This window comes from Neobacillus sp. 19 (genome assembly GCF_049463095.1).
GTDB lineage: Bacteria > Bacillota > Bacilli > Bacillales > Cytobacillaceae > Neobacillus.
This window is the reverse complement of record NZ_JBMPZU010000002.1, coordinates 28,175-50,138: the sequence shown is the minus strand read 5'-3', so window position 1 is coordinate 50,138 and position 21,964 is coordinate 28,175. Positions and strand designations below refer to the sequence as shown.

The 21,964-nt window shown below is 38.2% G+C and carries 24 protein-coding genes; 8 read left to right on the top strand and 16 right to left on the bottom strand.

What is annotated here, in order from left to right; genetic code table 11:
• Window positions 1–12 precede the first annotated feature (12 nt).
• Both coxB and cyoE read right to left on the bottom strand, forming a co-directional pair.
• Window positions 13–1,074, bottom strand: coding sequence for a cytochrome c oxidase subunit II (gene coxB / locus ACO1D1_RS00590; protein ID WP_149869469.1), 1,062 nt, complete (start codon window positions 1,072–1,074; stop codon window positions 13–15).
• Between the two features lie 109 nt (window positions 1,075–1,183).
• Window positions 1,184–2,122, bottom strand: a complete 939-nt coding sequence (gene cyoE / locus ACO1D1_RS00585; protein WP_149869468.1) for a heme o synthase — start codon at window positions 2,120–2,122, stop codon at window positions 1,184–1,186.
• 648 nt (window positions 2,123–2,770) lie between these two features.
• On the opposite strand from cyoE, the gene ACO1D1_RS00580 reads away from it, so the two are divergent.
• Window positions 2,771–3,676 carry a COX15/CtaA family protein gene (locus tag ACO1D1_RS00580; protein ID WP_149869467.1) on the top strand — a complete coding sequence of 302 codons (906 nt, stop codon included), beginning with the start codon at window positions 2,771–2,773 and terminating at the stop codon, window positions 3,674–3,676.
• A 45-nt stretch (window positions 3,677–3,721) separates the two neighbouring features.
• Here the strand turns inward: ACO1D1_RS00580 and pyc are convergent, their stop codons facing one another.
• The 3 genes from pyc to ACO1D1_RS00565 all read right to left on the bottom strand — a co-directional run bounded on the left by pyc (window position 3,722) and on the right by ACO1D1_RS00565 (window position 8,896).
• A complete protein-coding gene (gene pyc / locus ACO1D1_RS00575; protein WP_149869466.1) occupies window positions 3,722–7,165 on the bottom strand; it encodes a pyruvate carboxylase in 3,444 nt (1,147 codons plus the stop codon).
• Window positions 7,166–7,228: 63 nt separating this feature from the next.
• A complete protein-coding gene (locus ACO1D1_RS00570) occupies window positions 7,229–8,431 on the bottom strand; it encodes an FtsW/RodA/SpoVE family cell cycle protein (RefSeq protein ID WP_149869465.1) in 1,203 nt (400 codons plus the stop codon).
• A gap of 183 nt (window positions 8,432–8,614) precedes the next feature.
• Entirely contained in the window at window positions 8,615–8,896 is a 282-nt protein-coding gene (locus ACO1D1_RS00565) for a YlaN family protein (protein WP_149869464.1), read from the bottom strand.
• A gap of 172 nt (window positions 8,897–9,068) precedes the next feature.
• Between ACO1D1_RS00565 and ACO1D1_RS00560 the strand changes: the two genes are divergently transcribed.
• Complete coding sequence (locus tag ACO1D1_RS00560) at window positions 9,069–9,566, top strand: peptidyl-prolyl cis-trans isomerase (protein ID WP_149869463.1); 498 nt, start codon at window positions 9,069–9,071, stop codon at window positions 9,564–9,566.
• A gap of 103 nt (window positions 9,567–9,669) precedes the next feature.
• Here ACO1D1_RS00560 and ACO1D1_RS00555 read toward each other — a convergent pair whose 3' ends face one another.
• Window positions 9,670–11,040, bottom strand: a complete 1,371-nt coding sequence (locus tag ACO1D1_RS00555; RefSeq protein WP_423334590.1) for a PhoH family protein — start codon at window positions 11,038–11,040, stop codon at window positions 9,670–9,672.
• Window positions 11,041–11,165: 125 nt separating this feature from the next.
• Here ACO1D1_RS00555 and ACO1D1_RS00550 point away from each other — a divergent pair, with 125 nt between their 5' ends.
• The gene (locus ACO1D1_RS00550; RefSeq protein WP_149869461.1) at window positions 11,166–11,756 is read left to right on the top strand and encodes a YhcN/YlaJ family sporulation lipoprotein; all 591 of its coding nucleotides are present in this window, start codon (window positions 11,166–11,168) and stop codon (window positions 11,754–11,756) included.
• A gap of 43 nt (window positions 11,757–11,799) precedes the next feature.
• Here ACO1D1_RS00550 and ACO1D1_RS00545 read toward each other — a convergent pair whose 3' ends face one another.
• Complete coding sequence (locus tag ACO1D1_RS00545) at window positions 11,800–12,255, bottom strand: pyridoxamine 5'-phosphate oxidase family protein (RefSeq protein ID WP_149869460.1); 456 nt, start codon at window positions 12,253–12,255, stop codon at window positions 11,800–11,802.
• A gap of 168 nt (window positions 12,256–12,423) precedes the next feature.
• Between ACO1D1_RS00545 and ACO1D1_RS00540 the strand changes: the two genes are divergently transcribed.
• On the top strand, window positions 12,424–12,624 hold the full coding sequence (locus ACO1D1_RS00540) for a YlaI family protein (RefSeq protein WP_149869459.1): 201 nt from the start codon (window positions 12,424–12,426) through the stop codon (window positions 12,622–12,624).
• 74 nt (window positions 12,625–12,698) lie between these two features.
• On the opposite strand, the gene ACO1D1_RS00535 is transcribed toward ACO1D1_RS00540, so the two are convergent.
• Genes ACO1D1_RS00535 through typA form a run of 3 tightly spaced genes read right to left on the bottom strand, consistent with a single transcriptional unit; the run spans window position 12,699 to window position 15,179 of the window.
• Window positions 12,699–12,992 carry a hypothetical protein gene (locus ACO1D1_RS00535; protein WP_423334589.1) on the bottom strand — a complete coding sequence of 98 codons (294 nt, stop codon included), beginning with the start codon at window positions 12,990–12,992 and terminating at the stop codon, window positions 12,699–12,701.
• Window positions 12,993–13,005: 13 nt separating this feature from the next.
• Window positions 13,006–13,323 carry a YlaH-like family protein gene (locus ACO1D1_RS00530; RefSeq protein WP_190284852.1) on the bottom strand — a complete coding sequence of 106 codons (318 nt, stop codon included), beginning with the start codon at window positions 13,321–13,323 and terminating at the stop codon, window positions 13,006–13,008.
• A gap of 17 nt (window positions 13,324–13,340) precedes the next feature.
• A complete protein-coding gene (gene typA, locus ACO1D1_RS00525; protein WP_149869457.1) occupies window positions 13,341–15,179 on the bottom strand; it encodes a translational GTPase TypA in 1,839 nt (612 codons plus the stop codon).
• 168 nt (window positions 15,180–15,347) lie between these two features.
• On the opposite strand from typA, the gene ACO1D1_RS00520 reads away from it, so the two are divergent.
• Window positions 15,348–15,533 carry a YlaF family protein gene (locus ACO1D1_RS00520; RefSeq protein ID WP_149869456.1) on the top strand — a complete coding sequence of 62 codons (186 nt, stop codon included), beginning with the start codon at window positions 15,348–15,350 and terminating at the stop codon, window positions 15,531–15,533.
• Window positions 15,534–15,572: 39 nt separating this feature from the next.
• Here ACO1D1_RS00520 and ACO1D1_RS00515 read toward each other — a convergent pair whose 3' ends face one another.
• Together ACO1D1_RS00515 and ACO1D1_RS00510 are read right to left on the bottom strand one after the other, a co-directional pair.
• Complete coding sequence (locus tag ACO1D1_RS00515) at window positions 15,573–16,367, bottom strand: inositol monophosphatase family protein (RefSeq protein ID WP_190284851.1); 795 nt, start codon at window positions 16,365–16,367, stop codon at window positions 15,573–15,575.
• A 268-nt stretch (window positions 16,368–16,635) separates the two neighbouring features.
• On the bottom strand, window positions 16,636–16,830 hold the full coding sequence (locus ACO1D1_RS00510) for a hypothetical protein (protein ID WP_149869454.1): 195 nt from the start codon (window positions 16,828–16,830) through the stop codon (window positions 16,636–16,638).
• A 176-nt stretch (window positions 16,831–17,006) separates the two neighbouring features.
• Between ACO1D1_RS00510 and ACO1D1_RS00505 the strand changes: the two genes are divergently transcribed.
• The gene (locus tag ACO1D1_RS00505) at window positions 17,007–17,639 is read left to right on the top strand and encodes a YktB family protein (protein ID WP_149869453.1); all 633 of its coding nucleotides are present in this window, start codon (window positions 17,007–17,009) and stop codon (window positions 17,637–17,639) included.
• Between the two features lie 38 nt (window positions 17,640–17,677).
• Here the strand turns inward: ACO1D1_RS00505 and ACO1D1_RS00500 are convergent, their stop codons facing one another.
• The gene (locus tag ACO1D1_RS00500) at window positions 17,678–17,950 is read right to left on the bottom strand and encodes a UPF0223 family protein (RefSeq protein WP_149869452.1); all 273 of its coding nucleotides are present in this window, start codon (window positions 17,948–17,950) and stop codon (window positions 17,678–17,680) included.
• 44 nt (window positions 17,951–17,994) lie between these two features.
• The gene (locus ACO1D1_RS00495; protein ID WP_423334588.1) at window positions 17,995–18,954 is read right to left on the bottom strand and encodes an NAD(P)H-dependent flavin oxidoreductase; all 960 of its coding nucleotides are present in this window, start codon (window positions 18,952–18,954) and stop codon (window positions 17,995–17,997) included.
• 211 nt (window positions 18,955–19,165) lie between these two features.
• Here ACO1D1_RS00495 and ACO1D1_RS00490 point away from each other — a divergent pair, with 211 nt between their 5' ends.
• Window positions 19,166–20,638, top strand: coding sequence for an aminotransferase class I/II-fold pyridoxal phosphate-dependent enzyme (locus ACO1D1_RS00490; protein WP_149869450.1), 1,473 nt, complete (start codon window positions 19,166–19,168; stop codon window positions 20,636–20,638).
• A gap of 57 nt (window positions 20,639–20,695) precedes the next feature.
• Here the strand turns inward: ACO1D1_RS00490 and ACO1D1_RS00485 are convergent, their stop codons facing one another.
• Complete coding sequence (locus ACO1D1_RS00485) at window positions 20,696–20,818, bottom strand: GapA-binding peptide SR1P (protein ID WP_149869449.1); 123 nt, start codon at window positions 20,816–20,818, stop codon at window positions 20,696–20,698.
• Between the two features lie 258 nt (window positions 20,819–21,076).
• Between ACO1D1_RS00485 and ACO1D1_RS00480 the strand changes: the two genes are divergently transcribed.
• A complete protein-coding gene (locus ACO1D1_RS00480) occupies window positions 21,077–21,511 on the top strand; it encodes a DUF1885 family protein (RefSeq protein WP_190284922.1) in 435 nt (144 codons plus the stop codon).
• 32 nt (window positions 21,512–21,543) lie between these two features.
• Here ACO1D1_RS00480 and ACO1D1_RS00475 read toward each other — a convergent pair whose 3' ends face one another.
• Window positions 21,544–21,786 (bottom strand): hypothetical protein, encoded by a 243-nt coding sequence (locus ACO1D1_RS00475; RefSeq protein ID WP_149869447.1) that lies wholly within the window; start codon window positions 21,784–21,786, stop codon window positions 21,544–21,546.
• Between the last annotated feature and the right edge of the window lie 178 nt (window positions 21,787–21,964).

Sequence of the window (21,964 nt, the reverse complement as noted above, 5' to 3'; positions counted from 1 at the left end):
AACCAATTCCCCTTATTCCTGAACCTTTAAGCCCATTAAATACTCTGCCAAAGCATCAAGTTCATCATCAGACAGTTCTCCATACTTTCCAGTCATTGTATTACCTGGTTTATAGGATTCAGGATCTTTAATCCAATTTTTTAATTCTTCTTTATTGTGTTCTAAAATACCAGCAACACGTGATCTTTCACCAAAGTTTGTTAAGTTAGGTGCCAGGCGAGCTGTCTCAGGCATTTTATTAGCTGGTGTTACAGCATGACAGCCAATACAGCTTTGATTGAAAATATCCTGTCCTTTAGCTGCTAAATCAGTTTGAGCCTTTTGTGGTTCTGTTACATCCTGCATTGCAGCTACCCACGCATCAAATTTATCACGGCTGATAGCTTTTACTTTAAAGTCCATCAAAGCATGTGACGGTCCGCAAAGCTCAGCACATTTTCCATAAAAAAGATTTCCGGCTTCATTAGCGCGTTTATCATCAAATTCCAACCAGAATTTGTTAATGTTATCCGTATTAGTATCTAATTTTCCGCCCACAGCTGGAATCCAGAATGAGTGTTTAACATCCATTGATTTCAGGTTAAAATAAACCTTTTCATCTGTAGGAACGACTAAATCCTGACTCGTCACAATCTTTTGACCAGGATATTCAAAATCCCACCAGTATAAATGTGATCTTACGTTAATAACTAACGCGTCAGAGTTTTTCTTATCCATTTCTTTTACATCCGCAAGTTTAAATGTTGCAGATACAGTTGGTACTGCCAAAATGAGAAGTAATAAAATAGGGATCGCAGTCCAAATTATTTCTAACGTATGACTTCCCTCAACTTGCTTTGGAATTTTGTCGTCTTTTCTTCTAAAACGCACAAAAATAATGACAAAAATCAGCATTACTACAATGATTACTCCCACCATGACATAGGTGCTTAACTTCATTAAATCATATTGCATGTCTGCCACTTCACCAGCTGGTCTTAGCGCTGAAACAAAGTTTTCACCGCGGCATCCGGAAAGTACAAGCGCTAATAACGAGAACAACGAAATTAGGCGCCATTTCGCAAGCCTTTTCATAGCTTAATCAAACCCCTCTTTCACTAATAAATTTTAAAAATTTTGTTTGGCCAAAGAAGTATGTAGGATGACTCTTCCCACTTACCTGCGGAAAGAATCGTTTACAAAACTAAATTAGTGTCACAATAACCATTGCTACAAAAATAATAGTTAAATATTGCAAAGAATAAACAAACATTAGCTTTGCCCACTTAATGTCATCTTTGATCCTATATCCATAAATCCCTAATGCAAGCCAGCCTATATTTAAAATGCTGGCTAAAATTAGAAATGGGATTCCTAGTTTGGTGAGAAAAAATGGGATAGGCAAGAGCAAGGCCACCCAGATCAAAATATGGTTTTTCGTTGTTTTGAAGCCTTTCACAACTGGCAGCATTGGAACACCCGCAGCACGGTATTCTTTCACTCTTCTCATTGCAAGTGCATAAAAATGCGGAGGCTGCCAAACAAACATTAGGACAAATAACGCCCAAGCCATTATATCAAGATTAGCATCAACCGCTGCCCAGCCGATTAATGGCGGAACCGCGCCTGAAATACTTCCGATAATTGTATTGGAAACCAATTGACGCTTGGACCAGAGTGTATAAAGGAAAACATAACTAAAAACTCCAAGCAGTCCAATTACTGTTGCAGTCATGGTTGTAAAGAATAAAAACAGTGTTCCCATTCCAATAAGGAAAATACCTAGAAGAAGGACTTTTACTGGCTGTATTTTCCCTGTAACGGTAGGTCTTGCTTTCGTCCTCTCCATCAAATGATCAATATCACGATCAACATAATTATTGATGGCACATGAACCGGCAATAATCAGGGAAGAACCTGCCACGGTAAATAAAACAATATCTATATTACCGAGAAAGCTTTGGCCAGAAAAATGAAGCGCCAGCCATAGTCCAGTAAAGGTGGTAATTAGATTAGAATTAACAATTCCAATTTTAATCAGGGCCATGAAGTCTTTCCATACCGAGGTCTGTTCAATTGTTGAATGCAGGCTTGCAGCACCATTCTCCATGGCAGCTTCTCCATAAGCCTTTGAGTTAGACATATATTTCTCCTCCTAATCCTTACTAACAAATATTCACCAATCGAGGAATATCAATACTAAATTATTTAAAGTTATCTATATATTGAAGTTAAAAATTAAATGGTTCGAAGAAATAGATGAGTAATAATTAATTAATCAAAAGAAGCAGTGATTTTTAAAACACTTTCTCTGTATATTAAATCACACTTTATGGTATTTTTGTGAACTTTTTTTGAATAATTTTTGACTAAATTGTGACAGCCTCTATATTATCTTTAATAATTGTTCGTTTTTCAACATCCTAGTATTGCAATCCTGTAATCAATTCATTGAACGTTGAAAAACACGAGAGGAATTAGCCTTAATTTCCCATATTTTTTATTACTTTTAAAAAATAATGATTCTAAATAAATAGTCTTCATATCTATTTCTAACAGACTCAAACAGAAGTTTCAACTGTTTTCACTATAATAATAGTGAAAAATATTTATTATTCATCAGCTATTTATATTTACAAAAAGTTATCTAAAAATCTATGCTGAAATTCTGTTCTTTTTTGATTTTATTCGTTATGATAAATAAGGACTTTTAAATCTAGTTACTTTTCATTCATTATACTGTCAGGATTATCCATAGACAAATGTTTGAACTTTTTAAGAGGTGAATTTTTTGCGACGTTCTTTGAAGTGGTTTGCGGTTGCAACTACAATTGGAATGATATTTATTTTGCTAGGCGGAGCATTAGTAACAAAGACTGGCTCCGGAATGGGCTGCGGGCGCTCATGGCCATTATGCAACGGGAAATTGCTTCCTTCGGAAATAACCCCTGAATTGATTATTGAACTTTCCCATCGACTAGTCTCCGGTGCAGGTGGCATCATGGTACTCGTCCTTTCAATCTGGTCATGGAAGGCAATCGGTCATATCAGGGAAACCAAATTTCTTTCAATGCTTTCCTTTTTCTTTTTATTATTACAAGGTTTGATCGGGGCAGCTGCCGTAAAATGGGGACAATCAAGCTTTGTACTTGCCTTGCATTTTGGGATTTCGCTCGTTTCTTTTGCAGCGGTATTTTTATTGACATTGCTTATTTTTGAAATCGATAAAAAGTTTGATGCAGAAAAACTTTACATTGATAAGCGGATGGGCTTCCATATCATCGGTGTTTCAATTTATAGCTACCTCGTTATTTACACTGGTGCGTTAGTTCGTCATATGAAGGCAAGCCTCATTTGCCGCGATTGGCCTTTATGCCTTAATGATGCCCCTTCATTACCTGCTAACATCTATGAATGGGTCCAAATGGGGCACCGCGCTGCTGCAGGTCTTATCTTTATTTGGATTGCTTATGTTTTTTATTTAGCTCTTCGGCATTATAAAGATCAAAGGGTACTGTATTGGGGATGGACGATATCCTTTATTCTCGTTTCCCTGCAAGTAATTGCCGGTGCTTTTGTCATCTTTAGCAGACTTAACCTGTATATCGCTTTGCTTCATGCCTTCTTTATCACCTGCCTGTTTGGCGTTCTAAGTTATTTTCTGTTGTTATATTCAAGAACAAAACGAAAGCATTAGTAAAAAAGCTGCCTGCGATTTTTGGATCGCGGGCAGCTTTTTTTCCTATGATTTTGTCAATTCAAGTAATAGATCACCTGTCAGGATGGAGTCCCCGCTAGATACATAGATATCTTTCACAATGCCAGAGAAAGGAGCCTGAACGGTTGTTTCCATCTTCATCGCTTCCGTAATCATTAAATGATCACCGCGTTCAACCTTCTCCCCTTTTTCAACCACTACTTTTATGACTGTTCCCGGCATAGTTGCGGAAATGTGTTGTTCATTTTTAGGATCCGCTTTTAATCTTGAAATGACCGTGGATTTGATACTATCATCCTTTATAACAACTTCCCGCGGCTGACCATTTAACTCAAAATAGACAACTCTAGTACCATCTGCCTGAGGCTGTCCAATTGAAACAAGCTTTACAATCAGTGTTTTGCCAGTTTCAATTTCGATTTCGATTTCTTCCCCGAGCCGCATTCCATATAGGAATGTTGGTGTATCTAGCATTGAAATATTCCCGTACATTTCCACTGTTTTCATATATTCCATAAAAACTTTCGGATATAAAGCATAGGAAATAATCTCATGTGTTGTCACTTGTCTGCCAAGCTCTTCAAAAAGCTCTTTCTGCAGCTTGCTGAAATCCACTTCCTCAAGCAATTCTCCAGGGCGGGCCTCTAAAGGTTTTTTCCCTTTTAAAATTACATTTTGAAGCTCCTCTGGAAACCCGCCGTATGGCTGACCTAAATATCCTTCAAATAATTCAACAACAGAATCAGGAAAATCGAGTCCTTGCCCCTTTACTAACACGTCTTCTTCGGTTAACTCATTTTGAACCATGAATAGCGCCATATCACCGACAACCTTTGAAGAAGGTGTCACTTTGACAATATCGCCGAACATGTTATTTACTCGGGCATACATATCTTTTACATCTTCCCACTGCTCGCCAAGCCCAACAGCCTTAGCCTGCTGCTGCAAATTGCTATATTGTCCGCCAGGCATTTCATGCTGATAGATTTCCGTATGCGGGGATATCATTCCGCTTTCAAAGTCCTGATAGTACTTCCTGACATCTTCCCAGTAATACGACAATTTCTCAAGTGCGTCGATGTTGACTTTCGGCTTACGCTCAGTGCCTTCTAGTGCGTAATATAATGAATTTGCACTAGGCTGAGAAGTTAAGCCGGCCATTGTGCTTAATGCAGTATCAACGATATCAACACCGCCTTCAATAGCGCGCGCATAAGTAAATATTCCATTTCCACTTGTATCATGTGTATGAAGATGAATTGGGATATCTACTGCTTCTTTTAATTCAGACACTAAACGATAGGCTGCCTCCGGTTTCAATAACCCGGCCATATCCTTGATCCCTAATATATGGGCACCTTGCTTTTCCAGCTCTTTAGCAAGATTTTTATAATATTCAAGATTATATTTAGACCTTGCTGGATCTAAAATATCCCCCGTATAACAAATGGCTGCTTCAGCTATTTTTCCTGTCTGCCGCACCGCATCAATTGCCACTTCCATTCCCTTTACCCAGTTTAAACTATCAAAAATTCGGAAGACATCGATGCCTGCATCGGCTGATTGGTTAACAAAATCACGAATTAAGTTGTCCGGATAGTTTTTATATCCTACCGCATTGGCCCCACGGATCAACATTTGGAACAGGACATTTGGAATTCTTTCACGTAATGTCAATAATCGATCCCATGGATCCTCTTTTAAGAACCGGTAGGCAACATCAAAAGTTGCCCCGCCCCACATCTCAAAAGAGAATAAATCCGGCAATAGTTTGGCTGTCGGCTCTGCAATATGCAAAATATCAGTCGTCCTCATTCTTGTTGCTAACAATGACTGATGAGCATCCCTGAAGGTGGTATCCGTTAATAAAACCTGTTTTTGACTTTTCACCCATTGGACAAGTCCATCCGCACCAAATTTATCCAAAATTTGTTTCGTACCATCTTGATATGGGAAATTGTATTGTATCGTTGGAATTCTAGGCTTAGAGAATACAGGTCGTTTCTTTTTATCGATGCCCGGGAATCCATTTACCGTTACTGTGCCAATGTAATTTAGCATTTTTGTTCCCCGGTCTTTACTTACAGGGAAAATAAATAATTCCGGTGTAGTATCAATAAATGAGGTGTCATACTCACCATTTCGAAACTTCTCATGCTTAACAACATTTTCTAAAAACGGAATATTTGTTTTAATGCCTCTTATTCTAAATTCCTGTAAATTTCGAACCATTTTTGAAGCTGCCTGTTCGAACGTCAATGCCCATGTTGATAGTTTCACAAGCAAAGAGTCATAGTAAGGTGTAATCACAGCTCCTTGAAAACCATTCCCTGCATCAAGCCGTACGCCAAATCCGCCGCCGGAGCGATAGGCCATAATTTTTCCTGTATCAGGCATGAACTGGTTGAGGGGATCCTCTGTGGTAACCCTTGACTGAATGGCAAATCCATTCAGTTGAATTTTCTCTTGATCTGGAATACTAATGATTGGCCCGTGTAACTCATGGCCTTCGGCAACTAATATTTGTGTTTGGACGATATCAATACCTGTTACTAATTCTGTAACCGTGTGTTCAACCTGTACGCGCGGATTTACTTCAATAAAATAAAAATCATTACCGGAGACAAGAAATTCTACTGTACCCGCATTTAAGTAATTGACATTTTTCATCAATTTTACAGCGGCATCACAAATCTGCTTTCGTAATTCTTCAGAAATTGACACACTTGGGGCAACTTCGACTACTTTTTGATGGCGCCGTTGAACGGAACAATCGCGATCATAAAGATGGACGATATTCCTGCTGCTGTCTCCTATGATCTGAACCTCAATATGTTTTGGTTTTTCAATTAATTTTTCAAGATATACCTCGTCATTTCCAAATGCCGCTTTTGCCTCCGATTTCGCTCGGTCAAATGCCTCTCGAACTTCCTCACTTGTATGTACTATTCTCATCCCACGGCCGCCGCCGCCAAGTGAGGCCTTTATGATAATAGGGAATCCATGGACAGCCGCAAACTCCTCGACATCATTCACATCATTCACAGGCCCATCACTTCCCGGTATGACAGGGATATTGGCAAGTTCAGCCTGTTTTCTTGCCTTTACCTTATCACCAAACATATCCAAGTGTGTGGACGAAGGACCAATAAAAATAATTCCCTCTTCTTCACATCTTCTGGCAAAATGAATATTTTCGGACAAAAATCCATAGCCGGGATGAATGGCATTCACACCGCTTTTCTTGGCAATGGCAATGATGCCTTCAATGTCCAAATATGCATCAATTGGTTTCTTACCTTCCCCCACTAAATAGGCCTCATCCGCTTTATAGCGATGGTAGGCGCCTGAATCTTCTTTTGAATAAATTGCAACAGTCCGAATATTCAGTTCAGTACAAGCACGAAAAACCCTTATTGCAATCTCACCCCGATTGGCAACCAATACTTTATTTATCTGTCTTGTCACGTAAAGCACCTTCTATTCTATGTATTTTAAAAAGGCCAGGGGAGCTTGTCCCCCGCATTTTTATTAAATGTAATAAACCTTGCCATCGTTCGACTGTTGTTTTTTATTTTCTATGTCGTGTTTGTTTTTATATTTTTTTTCAAACTTCACAAACATCGAAACATTTACAAGTATTCCTGTTGCAGCAGCAAGCATCAACAAGGAAGAACCACCATAGCTTACATATGGCAGCGTAACGCCTGTTAATGGGATTAATCCGGAAACACCAGCTAAATTGATAAAGGATTGAATCCCTATCATACTCGAAATTCCAATTGCAAGCAGGCTCCCAAAAGGATCCTTACATTGCAGACCGATATATATCCCTCGTAAAACAATATAGGCTAATAGAAGAATAACGAATCCTACTCCCCAAATACCAAGTTCCTCCGCAATAACAGCCATAATAAAGTCTGTATGCGATTCGGGTAAATAACCAAGCTTTTGAATGCTTTTCCCTAAGCCGAGTCCGTTTACACCGCCAGAGCCGATTGCAATATAGGAATTTGCTAAGTGAAAACCAGCTTCTTGTGCATCTGCGAATGGGTTCTCCAAGACAGTAATCCGGCTCATCCGCTTTTCTGAAAATATCGCATCTCTCGCAACAAATATCACTGGTAAAAGAACGATAAGAGCCATGATAAGCAGTTTTGAAATACTCTTAAAATTCATTCCTGAAGAAAGAATAATCATCCCGGCAATCGCAGCAATTATGATTGCCGCACCATAATCCGGTTGCATGACAATTAAGCCACATACAATAAATAGAAACACTAATGGAGGCAGAACGCCTTTATTAAATTGGTTAATATAAGCCTGCTTTTTAGCGTAAACAGCTGACAAATAAATAATTACTGCCAGTTTAACAAATTCCGATGGCTGTAAACGAAACGTACCAAATTCATACCAGCTTTGTGCACCCCCGGCAATAATTCCAAAGGGAAATAATCCTATTAGCAAAAGAAGAGACCCAATGACCATGGGAACCTGAAACCCTTTTGTAAATTGCATTATTTTATATGGGGCGATAGCAAAAAGAATAAAGATGCCGAAAAATAAGAGAAGCCACATTTTTTGTTTTTGATAAAAATAATCTGGCGGGAAACCATATCTCTGGACAGCCCATGCCATGCTGGCACTGTATACCATCACAAGACCAAAGCCACACAACAGGATAACAGCGATGATTAAGGTATAATCATATGATTTCACTATTTTTTTAACCATTTAAGCCGTCCTCATTTTCAAAATTGATATATTCCACTCTATTATAATAGAAAATGAATGATATGACTTGGGTAAAAGAAAATTTGTTACAAGATTTTAATAATGAATAGTTCGAATATAGAGACAATAACGGATAATAAAAAACCCAAACAATCCCTATGAATTGTTTGAGTTTTTAATCCATTATTTTTTCAAGGATGCATCATGTAGTGCCGATAATTCTTTTTCTAATTGAGCTAAAATCGCTTTTCCATCCTTGCCATCTATTAAGCCTAATCGAACAGCAAAGTCTATTTCCCTTGATAGGCCAAACATTTGTGTATCCAATACCTCTTCATAAAGAGGGCATTGAGGCATCGTGAGATTATCCATTTGCACTTTGATAAGCTTTAATATTTTTTCAGCGTCAGCCTGCAATAAAGCAAAGGCTTTTTCCTGATGATTCACGATCATTTCAGACGCCAACATTGATCCCCCCATTTCAGAGCGATAATTCAACTTATCTATAAATTTTACCGTTTACCAGCAAAAATTGCAAGAACAATGAAGGATAATAACAAATAGGAGTGCACTTTATGACATTCTATTTAAAAAAAGCTATACTTAAATCTGTGTTAGACTTTAGGGGGTATGGAAGATGGAAAATATTTTGATTATATCTGGAAAAGTGAAATTTCCGATTACACTGGATCCTGGTGTCTGGATTTTTGATGATCGCCGTATTGATTTAACTACTTACTTTTTAAAGGAAATGGAAAATTCAGATTCAGTGGAGGCATATACGAAGGCTGTTTCAAAGCATTGGGATCGCGAAATAATGGAGGGAGCTGTTTTTCCTCCAACATTAAAAAGCGAGAAGAAATTTGAAAAAGAAAAGGTGTTGACTGGTACTTTTGGAATACCTTTTAAGCCTTTTTTAGCGAATGCCGAGCCGGAAAGTCATGCAGAGACATTGGTCGTCCACACGACAAATGGCGACTATGAGTTTCCTCTTGAAAAGGCTTTCGGTCTCATTTTAGGATTTTCAACGAATGGTCAGCCGTTATCATCTGATGGCCCCGTTCATATCTATAAAGGTGATGGTTCAAATCAGGAAAACCCAATTAAACATGTAATAGGCTTTACTGTGAAATAAACGGGCGCCAAACGGCACCCGTTTATTTATACTATCAGAATTAATATCGACATTGAGAAATGTCCAGCTCCAGCGCCCTAGCGGCGAGACGCCTTCACTTTTCTTATAATAAATCTGCCGCAAGTCTAGCCAGTCCGGACCGCTCCCCTTTTAATAGTTTTACATGCCCGGATATATCTTGATCCTTGAATTTCTCAACGACGTAGGTTAACCCATTGTTATAGGCGTCAAGATATGGATGATCAATCTGTTCCGGGTCGCCCATTAACACGATTTTACTTCCTTCTCCTACCCTGGTTAAGATCGTTTTCACTTCATGCTTCGTTAAATTTTGTGCTTCATCGATAATAATAAACTGTTTTGGCAAGCTCCTGCCGCGAATATAAGTCAATGCTTCTACCTCAATCGAACCCATACCGGCTAATATGGCATCAAGTTCACCAGGCTTCTTTGTATTAAAAAGATATTCCAGGTTATCGTATATTGGCTGCATCCAAGGTCTAAGCTTTTCCTGTTTTTCACCTGGCAAAAAACCTAAGTCCTTCCCAACTGGGACGATCGGTCTCGCGACTAAAAGCTTCTTATATTCTCTTAAATCCTCCGTGTGCATTAATCCGGCAGCAAGAGCAAGCAAGGTCTTGCCTGTCCCTGCTTTCCCGGTTAAAGTAACCAGCGGAATATCCTTACGCAATAATAATTCAATAGCCATGGTTTGTTGGACATTTCTTGGATGAATGCCCCAAACATGCTCTTGATTTAACGTTAATTTTTTTACCTTCTTACTCGTTTTATCAACCATTCCTATTGCCGAGGCAGAACTTCCAAGTATATCCTTCATCAACAAGTATTGATTTGGATAAAACGGATGATTAGCCACTTCTGAAAGCGATAATTCTCCCTTCTCATAAAACCGTCCTAATAATTCAATTGGCAGGTGGAGCTCAAAAAATCCGGTATATATATGTTCCACTTCTACCACACGATCATTCAAAAAATCTTCCGCAGTCAATCCGATTGCATCTGCTTTTACTCTGACTAATGCATCCTTACTAACAATGATGACCGGCTTCCCATTTTCCTTTGCTTGTTCCTCTAAGAATAAATTTTTTGCGACCGCAAGAATGCGATTATCATTGGTTTTTTCAATAAAAATATCTTGAAGTTCATGAAACGATCGATGGTTTAATTCAATACGAATGGTACCCCCGCCTTCAAGCGGGATTTTTTCATGAAGCTTACCTGATGCCCTTAGGCCATCAATTAGCCTTGATACATGTCTTGCATTTCTTCCTACTTCATCCATATATCTTTTCTTTGAGTCCACTTCTTCTAGAACTACTGCCGGAATAACAACTTCATTATCTTCAAAGGAAAAAATGGAATACGGGTCTTGTAATAAAACATTTGTATCTAACACGTATATTTTACTCAAAGCTACGCCTCCTGCTTCCGTTGGTGTCAGGTTAGTTATCATTTCAACAACCCTTTTGCTAGATTGAACTTTGGTAAAATATATGTTTATTGGAATAAAGATAGAAGACGTTTCGCACAATAATTGTTAATGACGACACTAACTAATCTTCTTGGAGGAGGGTTTAAATGAAAAATATTATTTTTATGATGCTAATATGTTTATTTTTAGCAGGTTGTAATGCCAATAATCATAAAGAAATCGCTAAAAGTGAAAACAATTCATTAGTAAATGTAAAAAACAGCTATATCGAAAGTGTCGACCGTAAATCGGGTCAGGAAATTTCAAAGCGTTTAGTTACTCTCGCCACAAGCATACCAAATGTAAACGATGCAACTGCTGTTGTTTTAGGGAATTATGCCATTGTCGGGATCGATGTAAATGCAAAAATCGACCGTTCACAGGTAGGCTCGATTAAGTATTCTGTGGCGGAGAGCTTGAAAAAGGACCCTTATGGCGCTAATGCAGTAGTAGTAGCAGATGCGGATACGACCGAGCGGTTAAAAGAAATCCAAGCAGATATCAAAAAGGGCAGACCAATACAGGGAATTATGGAGGAGTTAGCCGATGTTGCAGGGCGTCTAATGCCTGAAATTCCTGGAGATCTCATAACACCAAGCCCTAAAAATGCGACCGAAAAACCAGATAAAAAACTTCCGGCCGATGAACAAAAGAAATTAAACAAAGAACAAGAAGACCAGTCTAATCATCATAAATAGAAAAATTTCCATTTAACTATAAAGAAAAAAAGCTTAGTTTACACTAAGCTTTTTTCATTGCTTCCATCACTTGTCTGTCCAATTTTTCTGCCGCATTTTTATCATAGGTTTTGTCATACTGTACTTCTGTGACAATTTTCGATCCGTAGAACATAACATCCCTTACTTCATGGATGGTAACCTTTACAAGCGCAAGCTTTAACGGAACATCTTGCAGTCGTTCTTCTTTGACCGCTGCTTCACCTTGAATGGAATATGTAGATTCATTCGCAATCAAATTAATGATTACCTTGTTATTCTTATAAATATTTTCTAAAATACGGGAGCGATTATCTACTGCAAAATAAATCGTGCTGTCATCTTTAGCTAGTACCCAGGAAATCGCACTAACATTTGGTCCCCCTGTCTCATAATCAATGGATGCCAACGTTACAAAACGCTCTTTTTGCATCGCATCATATAATGGCTTAATAAGTTTAGGTTCCACTTGATTTGCCAACATTACAACCCCTTTACTTTTCCTACTTTCTGTTTAAAAACAGATAATCTCATATTACTACTATCCCTTTTTTTCATCAACTCTAACCAATTGATTAACTCCAGGTGTTCACTCATGGTATACTATAATACAAACTACTGTTTTAAGAAAGAAATGAAGAGGTGCTTAATGAGAGTAAAGTGTGTAATTTGCGATAAAATTGAAGCGATTGAAGATGAATCGTTAACAGCAAAGCGTCTTCGCAATCGTCCTATTCATACATATATGTGTAATTCCTGCCATGCCAGAATAACGGATAAGACAAATGCCCGAATTGAATCAGGAAATTTTAAGCTTTTCCGGACAAAATCTGATAATGATGATTGGTAAATAGTAAAGCGTAAGTGCCCTGGAGCTGGATATAAAAAAAGTGCTGACCTTAAAAAAACAGGCCAGCACTTTTTTTAATCTTCAAATGGATAGTCTTCATACTTTTCAGGTTCTTTGTTTATTTGATCCAGCATAATTTCAATTAATTCACGAGGATATCGGACTTTTTTCGTCTCATCACCTTGCTCATAGGAAAGGTAATACATCACGGCATCTGTTGTGATATTGATGTTTGATACTTGATGCTGCGCTGTTAACATCTCTTCAAAAAACTCCCGTGTTTCTTTTGCTGCTACATCATCAGGGCGGGCATCACAAACAACCTTAATGGTAAGCCAATTATAAAGTGCATCTTGTAAGGATTTCATTCCCTTACCTCCTTTACTTTACTTCAGCCTCTTGCTTTTTCGATTGGTGCAGACGAATTTTATATACAATTAATATTAAAGCTGCCACACCCAACCCTTCGGCAATTGGTAATGCATAGGAGAAAAACAACATGATTAAACATCCAATGCAAAGACTGATATAAATAACAATGTTTTTCAAAAGAGGTAATTTTTTTGCAAACCCTAACCTGTATACAATCACCGACAAAATAACAATAAAAACATATTGCAGCAGTACACCAGTTTCTACATCTTTTGTAAGCTCAATAAAAAACCTTAAACTCGGGGAGAAGGATCTTAAATCTTCCACAGCGTGCACCTCATTACTTAACTCATTTCAGCGTATTTTTTCTTTTTCGCCGCTTTTTCACGTTCATTCTTATCAAGAATTTTCTTTCGTAACCGAATAGATTCAGGAGTTACCTCACAATATTCGTCATCATTTAAATATTCTAATGACTCTTCCAATGTCATGATGCGCGGCTTTTTAATGACTGACGTTTGATCTTTATTGGCCGAACGGACATTTGTCGCCTGCTTCACTTTCGTAATATTGACAGTGATGTCATTTTCACGAGTGTTTTCGCCAACAATCATTCCCTCATAAATTTCCGTACCCGGTTCAACGAAAATGGTTCCACGGTCCTCTACTTGCATTATACCATATGTGGAAGCTTTTCCGGATTCCATTGAGACAAGAACACCTTGGTGTCTTCCGCCAACCTGTCCAGCAAGCATCGGCTGATAGCTGTCAAAGGTATGATTAATAATCCCATATCCGCGAGTCATTGTTAAGAATTCAGTTGTGTAACCAATTAAGCCGCGTGCAGGTACATTGAATATTAACCGAACTTGACCTGATCCATTATTAATCATATCAAGCATCTCGCCTTTACGAGCACCAATGGATTCCATTACAGAACCTGTATGTTCTTCAGGAACATCGATTTGTACTCTTTCCACAGGCTCACAGCGTACTCCGTCAATTACTTTCACAATTACTTCTGGTTTAGAAACCTGAAGCTCGTAGCCTTCACGGCGCATATTTTCAATCAAGATCGATAAATGGAGTTCTCCACGACCGGAAACAATCCAAGCATCCGGGGAATCCGTGTTTTCAACCCGTAAACTAACATCTGTATGCAATTGAGCAAGAAGTCTCTCTTCAATTTTTCTTGAAGTTAAATATTTTCCTTCTCTTCCAGCAAATGGACTATTATTTACGGCAAATGTCATTTGTAGTGTTGGTTCGTCAATTCGTAAAATTGGTAATGCTTCTTGATGCTCAATTGGGCAAACTGTCTCACCGACATTTATATCTTCCATGCCTGAAACTGCAATTAAATCCCCAGCTTGTGCTTCTTGTACTTCCTGACGCTTTAACCCGAAGAAACCAAATATCTTGGTCACACGGAATTGTTTAACACTGCCGTCTAACTTCATTAAGGCAACCTGTTGGCCAACATGCATTTTTCCACGGAAAACACGGCCAATCCCGATTCTACCCACATAATCATTATAATCAAGCAGAGCTACCTGGAATTGCAGCGGTTCGTCTTGATTATCAATTGGTGCAGGGATATATTCAACGATGGCATCATATAGACATTGCATATTCTCATCTTGTTTTTCCGGATTCATACTTGCAGTACCGTTGATACCTGATGCATAAATAACAGGAAATTCAAGCTGATCTTCTGAGGCATCAAGTTCAATAAACAAATCAATGACTTCATCTACTACTTCAGCGGGTCTGGCAAAATCACGATCAATTTTATTTACCACGACGATCGGAGTTATCTTTTGCTCTAATGCCTTTTTAAGAACAAAACGTGTTTGCGGCATACAGCCTTCATATGCATCGACTACAAGCAAAACACCATCAACCATTTTCATGATTCGTTCTACTTCACCGCCAAAGTCTGCGTGTCCCGGTGTATCCAAAATATTAATTCTTGTATCTTTATATTGAATCGCGGTATTTTTCGCAAGGATGGTGATTCCGCGTTCTCTTTCTATATCACCAGAGTCCATGGCACGTTCTTCCACGTGCTCATTAGAACGAAATGTTCCAGATTGTTTTAACAATTGGTCAACCAACGTCGTTTTCCCATGGTCAACGTGGGCAATGATTGCTATGTTACGTACATCATCTCTAAGTTTCAAAATTCCACTCCTACCTATTTTATAAAAATAAAAGCTATTTTTAGTTTCCCAAATACAACTAAAATATTATACCATACTTAAAGTGGAAACCGAAAAGCATTTTATGTAGAATAAAAAATATACCAGAAAAAATTTAATTAAATATAGAAAAACAAAGGGGTTTGAAAAATGAAAAATATAAAATGGTCTTTACTCTTTTATGCAATTTTAGCTGCATCATTCATAATGGGAATTGGAATTGCAATTGGTGAACAAAGTTTAATCGGAGCAATCGGCTGCATTTTTGCATTAATTGTGATCATGGGGATGGGCTTTAAAACAAAGAGAAAAATGCGTGAAAACGGAGAGATATAAAAAGAAGCCATGGATTGGCTTCTTTTTAAAATATTGACCTTATTGAACTACTTTTAAATAATCCTTTAAAATTACTTGATGCAGTCCTGGTTTCGCGGTAAAAAGTGAATCCTTAGAAATAAAGTCCAGTTTTTCTCCCTTTATATTTGTTACGACTCCTCCTAATTCTTCAATAATGACTGCCCCGGCAGCAATATCCCATGGAGACAGCCGCATCGAAAAGTAGGCATCTACTCTTCCGGTTGCTACAAACACCATCTCAAGTGCAGCTGTACCATATGATCTTGTCCCTCTGGCATCTCTTACCAATGGAATCATTAAATTGTGATCAATGCGTTTATTTTCCATAACCCATGTAGCATTAATTGCAAGGATGGATTCCTTAACAGTTGTTTCCTTGAGTCCAGGCAGAGGTTTTCCATTCATATAAGCACCCTCGCCGCGAATGGCGTGATAGAGCTCATCATGTACTACATCATATATGAGTCCGATTTTACCGACTCCATTTTCATAAACCCCGATCGATACTGCAAAGTTCCTTTGCTGGTGGATAAAATTCATTGTTCCATCGATGGGATCAATTAACCAGACAATTCCCTCAAGGCTATTTAATTCATCACCAAAGCCCTCTTCACCCAATATTTTATGATCCGGGTACTTTCCTCTAATCTTATGAATAAAAAATTGCTCAATTTCCTTATCGATATTAGTTACCAGATCATTGGGATTTGATTTTGTTTCAATATTTAACGTTTTCTCAAACGATAGACGAATCCTGTCCCCTGCTTCTTTGACCCATTCCTTAGCATGAGCATCAATGTCTTCCCAAATCATAATACGCCTCCATTTCTCCGTTTACCTTTTTTAAATCCAATGTATGTAGTATGATGCATGAGAAATATTTTAATGTACCTATAGCTTACTCAAATTGAAGAAACACAGCAACTTTTAACAATTTACGTTCAAATTATCACACAAAGGCACAATAATAAACGAACCCCTCTCATTCCTTCTCCGGAGTCCGTTTTAGATAAGTCGATAAACTACTCTCTTTTTGTTCATTGCAATTTGTTACTCCCTTGATAAAATATCAGCTAATCAATTAAAGAGCTTTTAATCGTACTAATTCCATACGGATTTTTTCTAATTTTTGTTTACATTCTTTCATTTTCTTCTCATTCTTTTCACCAATTGCTTCAAATAAGACAGCCAATTCATAATCCATTTCCAATCTTAATACTGCCGTTTTTTCCTTTTCTCCCACTTTTTTTAAAGATGTATTCATCAATTGTTTCACCTTGTTTCTCCCCTTTCAGTTAGTTAATTAATTATTCAGATTGTTTTTTACTGTATAATATGAGTCATCTTGATATGTTGCAACAAATATGTGCTTTAACCTAGAAAGCAACACGCTTCGTGAAATCTCGGAGTTATGCTACAATTAGTGACAAACGGCTTGTTGGGGGTACTTCAATGAACTTTACAGGATTTACTAATGAAGATTTTGATGTTTTTTTAATAGATGGATTAGAACCAAGAATGGACGGGCTTAAAAATACGATCCGACCTAAATTAGAAGCTTTAGGGGAATACTTTTCACCTTCCTTATCCTCGTTAACGGGTGATGAAATGTTTGTTCATGTTGCCAAACATGCAAGGCGTACCATCAACCCGCCTAAGGATACATGGGTGGCATTTGCCCATAATCCTCGAGGCTATAAAATGCTGCCGCATTTTCAAATTGGCTTGTGGCACACCCATTTATTTATTTGGTTTGCCGTTATTTATGAGGCACCCCAAAAAGAGGCAATAGGGGCACGATTTGCGAAAAAAGCGGCAAAAATCTATAAAGAAATTCCGAAAGATTATGTCTGGTCAATTGACCACATGAAGCCTGATACACTTCCACATGGTCAATTGACTAAGGTTGATCTTCTCTCCCACTTTGAGCGGCTGCAGAATGTAAAAAAAGCAGAACTATTATGTGGATATACCATAGACCGTGAGGCTGCTATCCAATTAGGTTCTGAAGGGATATTAGAACAAATTGAGGATGTCTTTAAGAAAGTAGCACCACTTTATAAAATAGCCCTAAATATTAAATAGAAAAAACTCCCGAATCCATTTTCGGGAGTTTTTTAAGATTATTTCATCATGATTCGGCTGCCTGATGGCGCTTCTTTTGCTTTTTTGATTGTTCGATAAGACGAATAACCGCTGATTTCTTCAAATTCATCACAAATGTTTTTTTCTTCCGCTTTGCTTGGAACGATTTCTTTGAACCGCCGATAGGCGTTCATAACCTCGTCTCTTTCAATCCCTTTTTCGTACGCCTTCTCGATTGTTTCGAAAAATTTGATTACATCAACAATTTCATCGGTTGACCAATTAAAATCAATCGGATATTGGTATTCCATTCATTTCACCTGCTTACTATTTACATTTAAAATGAATCATACCTTTATTTTCCCCATTTTGCACGAATTTCTTCCGCATCATGAATCATTCGTTCAAAAAGTACTGAAACACTAGGTATATCCTTAATCAGCCCCATGACTTGACCTGCCCATGCAAAACCTTTGCCCTCATCACCTTCATATATGTACCGTTTATTAGCCGTTCCACTAATAAATTCCTTCAGCTGATCATAATTTGCGTTTTTCTTTTCAATTTCAAGAATTTGTTCCGTCCATGGATTTGCGATGGCTCTTGCAGGCGCACCAAGTGATCGCTTAATTACCACCGTATCCGCCTCTGTTCCTTCAACGAGCCTTTGCTTATATACTTCATGTGCATGAATACATTCTTTAGTCGCAATAAATCTTGTTCCCATTTCAACCCCTTCTGCACCTAAACTTAGTGCAGCCATCAATCCCCTTCCATCACCAATTCCTCCTGAGGCAATAACGGGAATCGAAACTGCATCAACAACTTGAGGAATTAATACCATTGTCCCGATATCATCCCGGCCGAGATGGCCGCCGCCTTCCTGGCCGACAACCATAACCGCATCTGCACCAAGCTGTTCTGCCTTTATAGCCTGCCGTCTGGCAGCGACGAGAACGAGTTTTTTTATGGTTGTTCCCTTTAACTGATCAAATATGGGTGCAGGGTTCCCTCCTGTCATAGAAACAACAGGAACTTCTTCCTCTATCGCCACCTGAAGGAAATCCGCGAACGGGCGTCCATGCTGTCCAATCGCAAAATTAACCCCAAAAGGATGTTTCGTTAAATGTTTTACCTTCCGGATTTCCTCACGCAGTTGTTCAGGATTACTTAATGACATAGCTGTAATCTGCCCTAATCCTCCAGCATTCGAAACAGCGGCCGCTAATTCAGAATAGGCCAAATAGGCAAGTCCACCTTGTATAATTGGTATACGGATCCCTAAAGTCTCCGTCACTCGTGTTTGCCAATTCAAATTGAATCACTCCTCATTATTCATTTATTTCTTATTTCGCCTTAAAAGGTTAAATTTCCTTTCATCAAGGGAAACTAAGCTGTAAGAAATAATCAAAGAAATGCGGAAAGAAATCTATGCAACCCCCTGGATTAGTGCTATAATTCCATTGTTTTATGTTTTTAATCAACGAATATAAAGAAGTATTTTTAATAAAGAGGTGTAGTAATCATTGTCACAAAATCAAACACCGTTATTTAGCGGTTTAGTTGCGCATGCCAGAAAAAACCCGATTCAATTTCATATTCCAGGTCATAAAAAGGGAGCAGGAATGGATCCTGAATTCCGTCAGTTTATTGGTGAAAATGCCCTGTCCATCGACTTAATAAATATTGGCCCGCTTGATGATCTTCATCATCCAAAGGGAATGATCAAGGAGGCACAAGAATTAGCTGCTGAAGCTTTTGGAGCCGATCATACTTTCTTTTCTGTCCAGGGTACAAGCGGGGCGATTATGACGATGGTAATGGCCGTTTGTGGACCTGGAGATAAAATCATCATACCAAGGAACGTCCATAAGTCTATCATGTCGGCTATTGTCTTTTCCGGAGCAATCCCAGTCTTCATCCATCCGGAAATAGATAGAGAACTAGGAATTTCTCATGGAATTACAACAGATGCCGTGGAAAAGGCTCTTGAGCAGCATCCTGATGCAAAAGGGGTTTTAGTGATTAATCCGACCTACTTTGGTATCTCAGCAGATTTAAAGAAAATCGTTGAAATTGCCCACTCGTACAATGTGCCCGTTTTAGTTGATGAGGCCCATGGTGTCCATATTCATTTCCACGATGATCTTCCAATGTCTGCTATGCAGGCCGGTGCTGATATGGCAGCAACTAGTGTCCATAAGCTCGGTGGCTCCATGACACAAAGCTCCATCCTAAATGTCAAAGAGGGACTTGTTTCAGCGAAACATGTTCAATCGATTTTAAGCATGCTTACAACAACGTCAACATCCTATTTGCTGTTAGCTTCGCTGGATGTGGCTCGTAAGCAATTAGCAACCAAAGGTAAAGCACTGATTAACAGGACTATTCAATTAGCACAGTCTATTCGTAAGAGAATCAACGAAATTGACCATATTCACTGTATCGGCGAAGAAATACTAGGCTCTAAAGCCACGTTTGATTATGACCCGACAAAACTCATTATTTCCGTGAAAGAACTGGGATTAACCGGGTATGAGGTTGAAAAATGGTTAAGAGAAAAGCATAATATTGAAGTAGAATTATCAGACCTATATAACATCCTTTGTATTATTACATTCGGTGATACTGAAAAGGAAGCAGCCCTATTAGTCAATGCATTAAAAGAATTGGCGGCTGAATATAAAGATCAAGCTGGGAAAATTGAACCTGTGGAGGTCCTTCTTCCAGAAATTCCGATACTTGCCTTAACTCCGAGAGATGCTTTTTATGCTGAAACGGAAGTCATTCCCTTTGCTGAGTCAGAAGGCAGGATTATTGCCGAATTTGTGATGGTCTACCCGCCAGGGATACCTATTTTTATCCCGGGTGAAATCATAACAGAGGAAAACCTTCATTATATCCGGGAAAACCTCGAGGCTGGCTTACCTGTTCAAGGTCCCGAAGACGATGAAATTAAATTCATTCATGTGATAAAAGAGTACAAAGCCATAAAATAAAAAAATCAGGATTCCGGTTACGGAATCCTGTTTATTTATTTAAATGTTCTGATTTAATTATTCTTCCTCGTGATGATGATGGTTGTCGCAACAATTGCACTTCGAGTAAAGCACCGTAACTTTTTCATCTTCAAAATGATCAATAGTAGAGTTACAAGTCTGGCAAACAAGAGTACCCATCTGTTCAATCCCCTTTTCATGAGTGAATAAAAACGAATTTGAAAGCGTTTAAATATCCTTAATCCAATAATAATATATCACATTAGATTTTTCAAGCCTAAATTGTATGTCACATTTAAAAAAAGGCACAAAAAAAAGGCCACTATTTGCCTTTTCTTTAACTTTACTCATATTGTAACATTGTAAGTGTTGTCAGTCCTTTTTAATCAATGCTAGAATAGAAATTGAACATCAATAGACAATAGGGGGGGAATGATGATGGCTGTAAACGCATTTATTAAGCTTGTGCCCTCATCCGCTAAACAATCGGTAACGATTGAAGAGGTAAAGGACTTATTTCATTACTATAAAAATATAACAGCAAAAACGGGCGACCAATTAAATTGGCAATATGGGGAATCTGCCTTTCCGTATGAAATAAAAGAAACCGAAGAAGGCAAAGGGCAGTGGTTTTATTTACATTCAAGCCATGAACGCTACAATGCCATTTTAATCGGTGTTGATACAGAGACAGTTCGCGATGAAGATGGGGCAGAAAGAGAACTGGTATACATACAAGTCACACTTCCGGCACAATCTACTCATGGGGATAAAGGAAAAGCAAATGAATTTTGTAAATTCCTAGCTAAAAAGCTTCAAGGTGAGCTGCACCTATTTAACGAAAGAATCATGTATTTCTACCCAAGAAAATAATTTGTAACGAAGCTCCCTTAGAGGGGCTTTTTTTAATGGATAAATTGCACCAATGTATAATGCAGGGAAGTATAAATCACTAAGCTTAATACAGTGATGAAGAGGGTTTTCCTCCTTGATTTCGTCACATGGTTTCCAATAATATACGCCAGATAAAAAAAGACAAAAAACATTATGACCTTATAAATAAGTTGATCATGTTTTGAAATCCATTCAATTAATGTATAACCGCTCCAAATCATAAACTGCAGGATCATCACAACATAAACCTTCATATTTATCACCACTCAAAATCCATTGATCTTTTCGAAGAACAAAGACATCCAGTGTTATAAGTATATGTTCGAATAGGTAGAGATATATTTAATTTTCAAACGATTCGGGTATTTTAAAATAGGGAAAAGTATTGGTTACCTTTATTATTCGCCGCAAAAAAATAAAGTCCTTTTCTTT